Below are 13,025 nucleotides of genomic sequence, written 5' to 3' on the forward strand. Positions count from 1 at the left end.
GTTTACTCCCCCATCAGTGTTAGTTTTTGTGTGAAAAGTTGTTTTTCAATGCTGGTTTCTAATAATAAGCTAGGTTCTTGTTTAATCAGATCATCAATGATGCTTAATCCTAACCCGCGTTTTTCACCACGAGTTGAAAACCCTGATTTTTTTAATTGATGCAAAGGTTCGATGCTTTTTCTGGCGGTATTTTGTATCACAATCATCGTATCATTATCGATGTTAATCAAAGCTACTTCTAATTGCCCGTGTTGCAAGGCAGTTAACTCCTCCAGCGCATTATCCAAAAGAATGCCAATAATACGCACTAAGATCACTAGGTCAATTGATTCAGGTAAATGGACAGGACTAGCGACTTCCAAGTTAATAGAGAGTCCTCTTTCTTGTGCAAGTAAGAGTTTGGTCATCAAAATACTTCGTAAGGCAGAATTATCGATCTGTTGCAAAGCATTCAATTTAGTAAAATGATTGGAAAAAATAGTCTTAGTGGGTTGAATTGACTGTTGGTAAAATTGTTTCAATTCATCAAGATTATCTTCCTCCATATAGCTTTCTAAAGACGCCAAGATATTTAGATAATCGTGTCGAAATTTATGGATTTCTCGATTTTGTTCAGTAATTTCTTGAATATAGTTCTCCATTGCTTGATATTCGAGAGCTTTTTTCTGAGTTTCCATGGCTAGTTGTTGATTACGGGAAAGAGTGCCGATACTAATGAGGCTAATTGTTGCTAATAAAATCATAAATACAACTAAAATTTGTATGACTGATTGCAATTCACTATCCAAAAACCATGAAACGTAAGTATACAAACGATACATTTCATAGACTAACAGAGTAAAAAAACTTAAATAGCCAAGGTATGTTTGGATTTTATTTGAAACTTTTATTTGTAAGAACTTCCTGAGAAGAAAAGCAAAAAGTGTAAGTAAAACTAACTCAACAATCATATAAGTAATTAATATGAAGTTACTAGCTTCTAAGATCAAATAGATTTGTACAGTAGTTGGGAGTAATTGCATAATAATAATCGGCATAGAGAAAGCTAGTGACAAGTGAAGCATGGTTATTCCCAGCGCTTGCTCTCGGCGATTCATAAAAGACCATGAAAAAAGTAGGATAATAAAGATAAATTCTTCTATGATAGATACAGCTAAGGCAAAGGCGACACTAATCACCACGAGAGCGATTAAACCAGCAAATAACCAATTTTTCTTTTTGAATAAGGGAATACGATCGAATACAATAAAAGCAATAATAGTTATTAAAATATGTAGAATACTAAATATCCGAAACAAGAAAAGACCTCCTTCAATAAGTTTGTCCAAATTATAACATGAATTAAATGTTATGGCTGTTCTTTATGAGGGGATAGATTTGTTAAAAAGAAATGTAAAGATTTACTTTGACGCCTAGATATCAAACAAGTTTCACCATTTTTAAAAGTTATCATCCGATTTTGGTTATCGATGCTGTCGATATTTAAGTAGTTGATGATAAAAGATTTATGTACTTGAATAAATTTATCTGTAACTGTCAATAGCTCAGAAATTCTGCCATAAAACTCTATTTGCTGATTGGATAAGTGCAGAAGTAGTTTATGAGGGGTAGGAGCAGTCTCGATAAACATAATATCTGATAAATCAAACATTCGAACTTGAGAACCTATTTGTAAACGAATATAATTTTCAGCTAGTGTATTTCTTAAATTATACTGATAATGGACTAACGCTAAAACTTCTCTGATTCTGTGTGCCATCTCTTTAAAATCATCTTTAGGAATATAGTCTAAAGCTTCAATTTTATATTTAAAGGTTAGCGGTTGAAATTCGTTATAAGAAGTGATAAAAATAATTTTTCCATGAATATCTAAGTTCCTAATCTTAGCAGCCAGTTGAATACCATCAAGAGTTGCGTTTAAGTAAATATCTAAAAAATAGATGGCGTGATTCTGCGGATTTTCATTTAAAAATGTCAGAATTTTGTCAGGGTCTGATGTACTTAGTGCGAGTTGCATTTCAAAATCTTCGATAAGTAGGTAGTGTTCGATAAGCTTTTGAATACGGTCTCTTTGACTGTGGTTATCTTCACAGATAAATATGTTTAGCATAATTAAGAATTCTCCATTGGGATTATTTTAAAAGTAGATAATAATCTTAGTATTATTTATTATAAGTGTGAATTCAAAACATTTGATTAACTAAACCTTATTTTTTTCTCATGTTTTTTTAATCTCAATAACGTTTATGATGCAATTTAAACCGTTTAAGATACTTTTAGTTTTAACTGGGTAAAGTGTGTTATATTTCTCTTGCAATAAAAAAATCTTTTGGTGGAATTTTGAAGATGAAAAGAAAATTAGTATCAATGGCAGTTCTAGGACTAGCTCTTTTGGGAACATCTGCACCAGTTTCAGCTAGAGAAATTGGGGAATTTAGTAACTTTACTGTCAAATATTCTGGATCAGAAAAGTATACATCTTACGTACTTAAAGAAGCTACTGGACGAAATGGAGTTGTAAATTTGTCTAATGATACTGGGACAGCTTGGATTACTGCAAATATGAGAAATGCTGATGGAGCATACAGAGGGGGTACTCAAGTACAACGAGGAAAACGTGCCGAATTTGTAACTTCAAATGCTCAGGGAAGTTATTATTACAGACTGGGGTTGAAAAAAACGAATAATACTGGTGGTGGGCAAGTAACTATCAAAGGTTCTTGGAGTCCAGATTCATATTAATTGAGAAAGATAGATTTAATAAGAGAGTGTGGTTCAAGCCACACTCTCTTACACTATTGCTAGAAAGGATATTTCAGATGAGAAAGATTCAATTTAGATACGTACCTATTACTTTTGTCATACTTTTCATTGCTTTGACTATTTCGTGGTTTTTTTCTAGTGAACTTTTTGGTATTCTAACAATGGATTATAACGCTTCTGATTTAATTGGTGAGAAAAATGAAATTCAGTCTGCATATATCTACCAAATATTAACTTGGGAAAGTTTAGTAGATTCGTCGATGTTTTATATAATCAATTTTCTGCCATTATTAGTTGTGTTACCAACATTGTCCTTATTTGATGAAAAGAAACTTTTTTTCAAAATGGCTAAGCATAAACTTTCTAACTTAGATAAAAAGATTACAATAACCGTTCTAAAATATTCGTTAATAAGTGCTGTAACCGTATCTAGTGTCTTTACATTGTTTTATTCGATTGGAGGATTATTTGTTCATCGGTCAATCGAGGATATTGGTGGCTTTGCCTCCTTGTTTCCAACAGATTTTTACCCGAATCATCCGTATTTGTTCTTTATTATTATGGTATGGACGATTTATTTTGCTAGTTCTTTTGTTTTATCTTTTATTTCAAGTTCTATTATCTTGATTGTAGAGAATGAATATACAGTGTTAGCGAGTATTTTATTTCTATGTATGGGATTAAGTTTATTGTCCAATGTGGTGAATATTCCGTATTTAAATATTTATGATGCTTATGTTGCATTTAATACAACTAACCAAACGCATGAAACATTTTATCCCGTGATTGCATTTTTTATGATAGGTGTAGGTATTTTTATTTATGGTAAAAACAAGTTGAAAAAATATTATTAAGAGAGTGTTATTATGCTAAAAAATATCAAAAAAGTAGGTATATTTGTCGTATTTCCGATGATTATTGCTCTGGCAACTTATGCTCAAGCCTTTCAAGAATTAGCTAATTTTTTTGAAGGAATGACTCATTTGATAGACAAAGAGTATTTGCTAAATAAAATTTTTTTATTTCCCGATTATAACCAATTTGAATATTTAGGAGGTAGGAGTATTTTTCAACTGATGCCCCCTTACTTTTTTTGGGTAGGTTGTATGATAGTCAGTGCAGAATCGTATTTAACACGGTCTAAAAAATATATTCAGTTTATGGCTGCTAGAAAAACAACATCATTTCAGCTATATCAGGATATTCAGAAGCAGAGCCTAGTTTCGAGTATATTATTTTCCTTTGTCTTTCATTTAACAATAGCTATTTTGATTGTGTGTGGGAATAATCTAGCGACAGAACTAGGTATTGTCAGTATTCTCCAATCCATTAGTATTCTTTTTGTGACACATACGTTGCTGATAATCGGTATGATGAGAGTCATATTTTATATTTACTTGAAAAAGAATGAAGTTGTATTCGTGTTAACCAGTGCCATTGTGGTAGGCTTACTGATGATGATAAATCTAGTGGTTCCACAACTATCTATTATTTTTTTGTGGTATGACCAATTTTGGATTCCGAGTACCGTTTTAGCGATAATTTTATTATTGATAGCGCATATCTTACAAAAAAGAATAAAATTTGATTTCTAAACATGATAAAAATGAGGTGACTAAGTGTATATTGATGTAAATAACTTAACAGTGGTCTTAAATAAACAAACCATTTTAAATCAGGTGACATTTTCAGTTTCCCAAGGGCAATGTGTTGGTTTAGTAGGACATAATGGTTCGGGAAAATCTGTATTATTAAAAGCCTTATGTGGATTTGTTCCTATACAAAGTGGAGAAATAACAGTGGATCAAACCTCGGTGATTAACGGCAAAGAATTTATTAAACATGCAGGAATCGTTATTGAGCAAGCAGATATGGTCAACTACTTATCTGCCAAAGAAAATCTAAGTGTGTTAGTATCTATTAAAAAGAAAATATCTGAATCAGACATTGATCAGACGTTAGATGAAGTAGGATTGTCAGATACAAAAAACAAAAAATTTAAAAATTTTTCTTTAGGTATGAAGCAAAGATTACGTATTGCTCAAGCAATTATGGAAAATCCGGATATTTTAGTTTTGGATGAACCTTTTAATGGTTTGGATAAATCAGGTGTAGCAGAAATTAGCACCCTTTTATTAGCTCAAAAAAATCAAGGGAAGACTATTTTTCTAACCAGTCATGATGAACGACACATTGAGATGCTGTGTGATGAAGTATATGAACTGGAGGAAGGGAAATTATGCAAAAAATAATGTTTTTGTGTGTAGGACTATTGATTTTAACAGGATGTGGAGCCTTGGCACCTGAAGCCCCCAAAGAAGAGACATTGACCAGTCAGCAAATGGAGCAGGTTTTGAAAGAAGAACAAGCAGCTGTTGAAAATGCACCAACTTTTACGTTTACAGTGAAAGAATTTGAAGAAAATTTATCTAAAGTTGAAGATATTGAATTTGACGATTATGGATTTACCTCTAAGAACGGGAAGGTAGAAGTTCATTATACTTCACCAGAGGGTAAAAAAAGTGATCTATTAGGAACGATCTATCTTGAGATTGATGCGTATTCTGAAGACTATGAGAAGGTTGCGAACGAAGTCGATCAGGTGATGAATCCTTTATTGCATGCATTGAATGAAGAATACGATGCTGAGGGATTGAAACATGCGTTAGAAAATCCACAGTCTTTAACACTTGGGGAAATTGCGACCTATGATTCATTAACTTTTGTTATTACCAATAACGACAAACCCAATAGGATTCAAATAATGATTGCTCCCAATTAACCTAGTCAATATAAAAGTGTAACAAAAAAATAAACCAAAAAGAGAACTGACTTAAACCACAGTCAGTTCTCTTTTTGGTTTATCGTAGAATAATATCTCCTAGTTCACTCGTGATTCGAAGCGTATTTGGAAATTCTTGCGTGCTGTCAAAAGTATGTTCTGTCAAATCACCAGATAAATTTGGGATTTGTAGAGTTCCTAGTTCAGTTTGCAAAGAAAATTGAGTGGTTTTTAATGTCTCAGGAAGTAATTCTAATTGGATGTCTCCCATTTCAGATTCGAAAAGAGAATTTCCGCTAATCATTAATTGCGATCCGGTTATGTTGCCTAAGTCAGAGACAACCTTTGCTTGATTTAAGTGAGAGTTGTTGATTTCTAAGTCGCCCATTTCTAAATAGATATCGGTGGACAAACTGTTTAGCTGTTGAATACGAAGGTCTCCCTTGATAATCGCAAGTGTTAACTCTGACAACTCTTTATCTTTAGATAGATAAAGGGTGATTTTAGTCTCATCCACTTTTTTTGTGGTTCCTGAAGAAAAGAGATGGCTAACAAAAGAAATATCAACATAAGCATCCCACTGGTTCCTTTTTTTTGTGATCCGAAGTGTGTCTTTGTCTACTTGATATTCAAGTGATTGTGGATGGTTCTCATTTACAATCTGATAAGAAAGGTAGCTTTGGTTATCTTCGGAAGGAAGTATCTCAATGTTTGCAAAATCGATATCCATCATTATCTGATTAAAATCGTTCAAAGGTTCCATTGTTAACATCAGATTACTAGAATCTGAAGTTTTATCTTTGAGTGCTAAATCATTTAAATCAGCATTGGCGATATATTCTTTTCCACCAGTTACTACTCCTAAAGCTAAGGTAATCCCACCTAAAACCATCAAGCCGATGCTAGTATTGAAAATGAGTTTCTTCCATTTCATGCAAGCACCTTCTTTCTGCTTGTGAACAGTGCTAGAAATTTAAGAATAGTTTTTTTACCAGTCTGCCAGATTTTTGGAAGAACTAAGGTACATATGCATCCAAATCCAAAGAGTAAAACGCCTAATCCGATTAAAAGTAGTCCACCTGACAAAGAGAATGGAAGTGCAACTATTCCACGAAGTACCAGTTTTCCACTCACTAAAATGCCAGCAATCATCAAAGAAACAATCGTTAAAAGTAAACTGAAAAATAATAGGATAGCTGTAAGTACAAGCATGAACAGTGTCAGTGCCAAGGGAATACCGATTGGTGCAGCTAAAATAGCTAAACTGATGAGACCTAATGTTTGTTTAGAGGTCCAATTGGATGCTTGTTTTTGTAGTAATTGATTCAGCACATCATTTGCAGCTTGTTTGGGCGATCCTAATTCACGAATAATTGCTTGTTCATTCTCATCACCGGCTTCATCAAAGTACTCAGTAAAATAATCCATCGCATCCAAATAGTCCTCGTGGGGTAATTTTTTCAAGTATTTTTGTAATTCATTTAGATATTCTTCTCGGTTCATCCTCTAATACCTCCTTCAATAATCGCATCTAAACTGTCTCGATATTGTGACCATTCATGTCTCAAAAAGGTCAGTTGTTGTTTCCCTTCAGTAGTGAGGGAATAGTATTTTCTTTTTCTTCCTTGAAATATTTGTGTATAGGTGGTTAAAAAACCACTTTTTTCAAGTTTTTTTAGAATTGGATAAAGTGTGGATTCTTTGATATCTGCGACAATTTTGACTGTTTGACTGATTTCATAACCATAAGAATCCGCTGTTTCTACAACAGAAAGAATTAAACATTCAATTAATAAAGAAGAAACAGGATAGTACATAAGCCTCACAACCTTTATTTTTCAATGAAAACTAATATATAAAAATTTTATATATATAATTTATACATATAATACAATGGAATAAAAAGAAAAGCAAATAATTTTTAACCTCTTTATGTTGACATGTGTAAACATAAAGTTTATAGTAAATACATAAGGTGATTACAAACGTAAACGAATTATGGATATAGTATGTAAAGGAGGTATCAATATGCAGATTTCTAATGCAGAGTGGCAAGTGATGAGAGTTATTTGGTCTCAAGGAGAATCGACGAGCCAAGAGATTACGCAGTTACTTGCAGAGAAATTAGATTGGACTGCTTCCACTGTAAAAACATTACTGACTCGCTTGGTTTCTAAAGAATATATTGTGGCGAATAAAGAGGAACGTCGTTTTGTATACTCTCCCCTTGTGACAGAAGATGAGAGCGTTCAAGAGATTTGTCAGGATGTTTCTGAAAAAATATGTACGAAAAAAATACCCAAGGTCATTCATGAACTTATTCAAACCCATGAATTAACCGAAGAAGATATCCAAGCACTTATTAATCAACTAAAAGAAAAAGAACCTGTTGGACAAATTACTTGTGAATGTATTCCAGGGGAGCATACTTGTTGATTTTAAGATCACCATGTAAAGAAAATCAAACCAAAATATGAATGAGGAGCAAATATAAATGAAAAATACTTATGTTGTTGAAGGGATGACGTGTGCTTCATGTGCCCAAACCGTTGAAAAAGCGGTCCAAAAAATTGAAGGAGTCGATGTAGCCAGTGTCAATCTAGCGACAGAAAAATTAAGCGTCACCTATCAAGAAAATGTTTCAGAGGAACAGATAAAAAAAGCAGTGAGTGATGCTGGATATGGTGTAGCGGATCAAGGAGAAAATCAAACTTTCGCATTAGAAGGAATGACGTGTGCTTCATGTGCTCAAACAATTGAAAAAGTAGTCAATAAACTGGCAGGTGTTCAAACAGCTTCTGTCAATCTAGCAACAGAAAAAATGCAAGCTCGTTTTAATCCAGACGAAATTTCCGCAACGGATATTATTCAAGCGGTAGAAGATGCTGGCTATAAAGCTATTCTTGATGGTAGTGAAACGGGTGAAAAAACAGACAAGAAACAAGCGCATATTAAAGAAATGTGGACTCGTGTTATCTGGTCAGCCATTTTTACTGTGCCGTTATTGTACATTGCTATGGGGCCGATGATTGGTTTACCGATTCCAAGTGTGCTTGATCCAGTGCACCATGCAGATCGTTTTGCCATTGTTCAATTACTACTAACCTTACCAATTGTCTATGTAGGACGCTCTTTTTATACAGTAGGATTTAAAGCCTTATTCAAAGGACATCCTAATATGGATTCCTTGATTGCTATCGGAACTTCAGCGGCGGTACTACAAGGGATCGTCATGACGTATCTATTAGCAACCGGTCGCGTGATGATCCATCATGGACATCCAGATTTATATTTTGAATCAGCGGGTGTCATTTTAGCATTAATTACATTAGGGAAGTATTTGGAAGTAGTTTCTAAAGGGAAAACGTCAGAAGCCATCAAAAAGTTGATGGGCTTAGCACCAAAAACAGCTCGTATTTTTAAAGACAATCAGGAAATTGAAATTCCCATTGAACAAGTACAAACTGGAGATATCGTAATTGTACGACCAGGAGATAAAATTCCTGTTGATGGTAAAATCATTTCCGGAAATTCAGCTGTTGATGAATCCATGATTACGGGTGAAAGTATTCCAGTTGAAAAGTATGAGGGGGATAAGGTGATTGGTGCAAGTATCAATAAAAACGGCTCTTTCCGCTTTGAAGCAACAAAAGTCGGTAAAGATACCACTTTAGCACAAATTATCAAGTTAGTAGAAGATGCCCAAGGTTCAAAAGCTCCGATTGCTAAATTAGCGGATAAAGTTTCTGGTGTATTTGTACCAATTGTGATTGTTTTAGCGATTCTTTCTGGTTTGTTGTGGTACTTTTTAGGTCAAGAATCATGGGTATTTGCGTTGAGTATTACCATCTCAGTTTTAGTTATTGCTTGTCCATGTGCATTAGGCTTAGCGACACCCACTGCTATTATGGTAGGAACGGGTAAAGGAGCTGAGAATGGCGTCTTGATTAAAAGTGGCGATGCACTAGAAACAACTCAAAAAGTTGAAACGATTGTTTTTGATAAAACTGGAACAATTACAGAAGGAAAACCAATTGTAACTGACGTGCTAACCTATCATGAGTATTCGGAAAATGATGTTTTAGCTTTGGCAGCTTCTGCAGAAACGGGTTCAGAACATCCGCTAGGAGAAGCCATTGTTGAAGGGGCTAAGGAACGCCAACTAACATTAAAAGAAGTCACAGATTTTGAAGCAATTCCTGGACATGGGATTCAAGTAACGGTGGATGGACAAAAACTATTGTTGGGTAATCAAAAGTTAATGCGAGAAAATACGATTGATTTACTTTCAGCAGTCACTGATTCTGACCGATTGGCCTCAGAGGGCAAAACACCGATGTTTATTGCATCTGAGCAACAATTGATTGGGATTGTAGCGGTGGCGGATACGATCAAAGAAAATAGTCTAGCGGCTATTGATAAATTACACCGTATGGGCATCCAAGTAGCGATGATTACCGGAGATAACAAGCGAACAGCTGAAGCGATTGCTAAACAAGTTGGGATTGATCGAGTCTTTAGTGAAGTATTACCAGAAGATAAAGCCAATGAAGTGAAAAAATTACAAGAAGAAGGACTTCATGTGGCAATGGTGGGAGACGGTATTAACGATGCACCTGCTCTTGCCCAAGCAGATGTTGGAATTGCGATTGGTTCAGGTACCGATGTGGCGATTGAGTCCGCCGATATTGTCTTGATGCGTAGTGATTTGATGGATGTACCAACAGCTATTGAATTGAGTCGGGCAACAATCAAAAATATCAAAGAAAACTTATTCTGGGCCTTTGCCTATAATGTCTTAGGGATTCCTGTAGCGATGGGTGTCTTGCATATTTTTGGTGGTCCATTATTGAATCCAATGATTGCCGGTGCTGCCATGAGTTTTAGCTCGGTATCTGTTTTGTTAAATGCCTTACGTTTGAGAAGATTTAAACCGAAGAAATAAGTGAAAAAAGAAGAACTTCCTCTCACAGATAACTGTTGAAGAAGTTCTTTTTTTAGTGTTTTATCCCATGAAGCAACCATTTTTTCCTGAATTGAAATTCTTGCAAGACTTGGGCAGTTGTCCATTGATTGGTCATACAATCGGTTAGTGTTCCCATGACCAAAGCCATCACAAAATATAAGAAACTAAGGGCTTCTTCCGTGGTTGCCATGTCAAATTGATTGAGAGCGAGTAACTCTAACCACTGTTTGACCATCGGAGAATCTGAGGATACGGGGCGTCTTCGGGACAATTCTACATTGTTACTTTGAGTTAGAAATAAAAGCATTCGCCAGTGATGGCTATTAGGATCTGCCTGACTACAACGAATTAAAAAGGTTTCGATACCTGCAAAAAAATCTTGTTTATTTTTAGAAATAGCTTGTAAGATTTCTCCATGAATCACCATGGAGTATTTTTTGATTAGGTAAGTATAGGCATCTTCTAAATCATGAAAGTATTTATAAAAAGCTCCTCTCGACATCTGCATCGCTTCGACAATCTCAGAGACTTTTACTTGGCTAATATGACGGTTATAAAAATTTTCTAGTAAAATTTCTTCAATATGTTGTTTTTTTTCTGATGGCAAATGTAGAAAAGTTTCTTTCGGCATAAAATCCGTGTCCTTTCGTCGTTTAATTAAATTATACGAGAATCTAAAATATCTGTCTTTAATATTTAGGATTTTTCTGCAAGTAATTGTCCATCTTCCATGCGGTAGACTCGATCACTCCACTGAATCATTCGTTCGTCATGAGTGACCATGATAGTGGCTTTTTGTTTTTCATGGGCTTCTTTAACCAAAAGTTTTACCACGTCATAAGCATGGTCAGTATCCAAGCTAGCTGTGGGCTCATCTGCTAAAATTAGACTAGGTTCATTAAACAAAGCGCGAGCAATAGCCACTCTTTGACGTTCTCCACCAGATAAATCTTTTGGATAACTATCTTTAAGGTCTGCAATATCCAAAGAGTCCAATAAGTCATTCATACGTTGCTCGTCTTCTTTTCTTTTTGCTACTTTATTGACTAATTGAAATTGTTCTTTGACTTTTAGGAAAGGAATCAAATTTGAACTTTGTAAAATGAAACCAATCTCTTTAAAACGGAGGTCAGAGCGTTTCTTTTCGTTTAAGTCTGCAAAAGAAGTACCGTTGATTAATAATTCACCAGAAGTAGGGCTTTGTAGGCCACCAGAGATGGTTAAAAAGGTACTTTTTCCAGAACCAGAAGGTCCAATAATACTGACAAATTCGCCTTCTTTTACAGTAATATTAATGTCTTTTAAGGCGGTAACTTCAGTACGTCCTACCCCAAATTTTTTCACTATGTCTTTCATCACTAAAATATCTTTCATTTTCTTATCCTCCAATTGCTGTTATCGGATCTACTTTTGAAACGGTTCTAATGGAGAACACGCCACCTAAAATCGCAACTAAAACTAAAATGGCGCTGTATAAGATCCATTGAGACCAAATAATGGTAAACGGCATGGCACCAGGTAAAATTAAACTGGTCAATATGGCTAAAATCATCGCAATACCTACGCCCAAAATACCGACAATAAAAGCTTGGGCAATTAAAGAACGTGCGATAAAGAAATTTTTAATTCCTTGAGCTTTCATCACACCAAAAATAGTTGTTTTTTGAAGGGTGATAACATACATGAAGATTCCAATAATCGCCGTAGCTACAACAAATAAGAAATAAATCATTGCATTTAAGGTAAGGCTTTGAGCAGAATAACCAGGAATATTTTGAATCAACTCATTCGTTGACAGAGTATCGTAAGCATCTGCATTGTCAGTGAATGTTACCGAACTATTTAAAGCAATTGCATTTAAAGGTTTGTCACCATCTTCTGCAAAAGGTTGATCTCCGAATTTCATTTCTGTCCACGTATCTAAGTCGGAATAAATAATTGGTGAAACTGTGTAGTAACTCTCTGGGAAAATTCCAACAATCGTAAGAGCCTCCTCGTATTTTCCAACATGAAGGGTATCACCTATTTGGTAGCCTTCATCTGCTAAATTTTGTGAGATGATAATTTGATTTTTTTCGGAAAAGACGTTTCCTTCAATGATTTCTGGAATAATAAAGGCTGCACTGTCTGTACCAAAGGCAATTACACTTTGATCTGTACCTTTAATAGAAGAACTAAATAGGCCAATCGGTGCTTTATCTTCATTTTCAATCGAATCTAAATCATTGCGTGTTAGCTGAGAAGCAACTAGTGTTTTGTTGGCTTCTTCTGATAAAATGATTTCCTTGGCTTGCCAATCCTCTACGCCTTTTCGAAATTCAATGGCTAGTCCACTCGCTAATCCCGAAAGCATAAAAACAACATAGGCAATTAAAATCATGATACCGATAATTAAGCTGTATCGTAGTTTTGCCGTGCGCATTTCTTTTAAAGCTATAAACATAAAAATCCTCCTAAATGTTTCAAAATTGACGAGTGACATTTTGTCACTGTTTAGAGTATAAAATAAAAGTG

The 13,025-nt window shown here is 34.7% G+C and carries 15 protein-coding genes; 7 read left to right on the forward strand and 8 right to left on the reverse strand.

Annotation, left to right across the window (positions count from 1 at the left end; genetic code table 11):
- Positions 1-2 precede the first annotated feature (2 nt).
- Entirely contained in the window at positions 3-1,298 is a 1,296-nt protein-coding gene (locus AC4BBX_RS09595) for a GHKL domain-containing protein (protein WP_490453632.1), read from the reverse strand.
- A gap of 50 nt (positions 1,299-1,348) precedes the next feature.
- The gene (locus AC4BBX_RS09600) at positions 1,349-2,110 is read right to left on the reverse strand and encodes a LytR/AlgR family response regulator transcription factor (protein WP_490453633.1); all 762 of its coding nucleotides are present in this window, start codon (positions 2,108-2,110) and stop codon (positions 1,349-1,351) included.
- 236 nt (positions 2,111-2,346) lie between these two features.
- Between AC4BBX_RS09600 and AC4BBX_RS09605 the strand changes: the two genes are divergently transcribed.
- The 5 genes from AC4BBX_RS09605 to AC4BBX_RS09625 all read left to right on the forward strand — a co-directional run bounded on the left by AC4BBX_RS09605 (position 2,347) and on the right by AC4BBX_RS09625 (position 5,545).
- Positions 2,347-2,742, forward strand: a complete 396-nt coding sequence (locus AC4BBX_RS09605) for a hypothetical protein (protein WP_490453634.1) — start codon at positions 2,347-2,349, stop codon at positions 2,740-2,742.
- Between the two features lie 77 nt (positions 2,743-2,819).
- On the forward strand, positions 2,820-3,617 hold the full coding sequence (locus AC4BBX_RS09610) for a hypothetical protein (RefSeq protein ID WP_490453635.1): 798 nt from the start codon (positions 2,820-2,822) through the stop codon (positions 3,615-3,617).
- A 12-nt stretch (positions 3,618-3,629) separates the two neighbouring features.
- Entirely contained in the window at positions 3,630-4,358 is a 729-nt protein-coding gene (locus AC4BBX_RS09615; RefSeq protein ID WP_490453636.1) for a hypothetical protein, read from the forward strand.
- A 24-nt stretch (positions 4,359-4,382) separates the two neighbouring features.
- Positions 4,383-5,015 carry an ABC transporter ATP-binding protein gene (locus tag AC4BBX_RS09620; protein ID WP_490453637.1) on the forward strand — a complete coding sequence of 211 codons (633 nt, stop codon included), beginning with the start codon at positions 4,383-4,385 and terminating at the stop codon, positions 5,013-5,015.
- Entirely contained in the window at positions 5,003-5,545 is a 543-nt protein-coding gene (locus tag AC4BBX_RS09625; protein WP_490453638.1) for a hypothetical protein, read from the forward strand. Before AC4BBX_RS09620 ends, AC4BBX_RS09625 begins: the two co-directional genes overlap by 13 nt.
- 79 nt (positions 5,546-5,624) lie before the next feature.
- Here AC4BBX_RS09625 and AC4BBX_RS09630 read toward each other — a convergent pair whose 3' ends face one another.
- Genes AC4BBX_RS09630 through AC4BBX_RS09640 form a run of 3 tightly spaced genes read right to left on the reverse strand, consistent with a single transcriptional unit; the run spans position 5,625 to position 7,362 of the window.
- Positions 5,625-6,479 (reverse strand): DUF4097 family beta strand repeat-containing protein, encoded by an 855-nt coding sequence (locus tag AC4BBX_RS09630; protein ID WP_490453639.1) that lies wholly within the window; start codon positions 6,477-6,479, stop codon positions 5,625-5,627.
- Complete coding sequence (locus tag AC4BBX_RS09635; RefSeq protein ID WP_490453640.1) at positions 6,476-7,048, reverse strand: DUF1700 domain-containing protein; 573 nt, start codon at positions 7,046-7,048, stop codon at positions 6,476-6,478. Before AC4BBX_RS09635 ends, AC4BBX_RS09630 begins: the two co-directional genes overlap by 4 nt.
- The gene (locus AC4BBX_RS09640; RefSeq protein ID WP_490453641.1) at positions 7,045-7,362 is read right to left on the reverse strand and encodes a PadR family transcriptional regulator; all 318 of its coding nucleotides are present in this window, start codon (positions 7,360-7,362) and stop codon (positions 7,045-7,047) included. Before AC4BBX_RS09640 ends, AC4BBX_RS09635 begins: the two co-directional genes overlap by 4 nt.
- Positions 7,363-7,573: 211 nt before the next feature.
- On the opposite strand from AC4BBX_RS09640, the gene AC4BBX_RS09645 reads away from it, so the two are divergent.
- Both AC4BBX_RS09645 and AC4BBX_RS09650 read left to right on the forward strand, forming a co-directional pair.
- The gene (locus tag AC4BBX_RS09645; protein ID WP_490453642.1) at positions 7,574-7,981 is read left to right on the forward strand and encodes a CopY/TcrY family copper transport repressor; all 408 of its coding nucleotides are present in this window, start codon (positions 7,574-7,576) and stop codon (positions 7,979-7,981) included.
- A gap of 58 nt (positions 7,982-8,039) precedes the next feature.
- Positions 8,040-10,490 carry a heavy metal translocating P-type ATPase gene (locus tag AC4BBX_RS09650; protein ID WP_490453643.1) on the forward strand — a complete coding sequence of 817 codons (2,451 nt, stop codon included), beginning with the start codon at positions 8,040-8,042 and terminating at the stop codon, positions 10,488-10,490.
- Positions 10,491-10,542: 52 nt separating this feature from the next.
- Here the strand turns inward: AC4BBX_RS09650 and AC4BBX_RS09655 are convergent, their stop codons facing one another.
- The 3 genes from AC4BBX_RS09655 to AC4BBX_RS09665 all read right to left on the reverse strand — a co-directional run bounded on the left by AC4BBX_RS09655 (position 10,543) and on the right by AC4BBX_RS09665 (position 12,954).
- Complete coding sequence (locus AC4BBX_RS09655; RefSeq protein WP_490453644.1) at positions 10,543-11,142, reverse strand: TetR/AcrR family transcriptional regulator; 600 nt, start codon at positions 11,140-11,142, stop codon at positions 10,543-10,545.
- A 65-nt stretch (positions 11,143-11,207) separates the two neighbouring features.
- The gene (locus AC4BBX_RS09660; protein WP_490453645.1) at positions 11,208-11,885 is read right to left on the reverse strand and encodes an ABC transporter ATP-binding protein; all 678 of its coding nucleotides are present in this window, start codon (positions 11,883-11,885) and stop codon (positions 11,208-11,210) included.
- A gap of 4 nt (positions 11,886-11,889) precedes the next feature.
- Positions 11,890-12,954 (reverse strand): ABC transporter permease, encoded by a 1,065-nt coding sequence (locus tag AC4BBX_RS09665; RefSeq protein WP_490453646.1) that lies wholly within the window; start codon positions 12,952-12,954, stop codon positions 11,890-11,892.
- Positions 12,955-13,025: the final 71 nt, after the last annotated feature.

The sequence above is a fragment of the Enterococcus sp. AMC1157 genome (assembly GCF_058216555.1).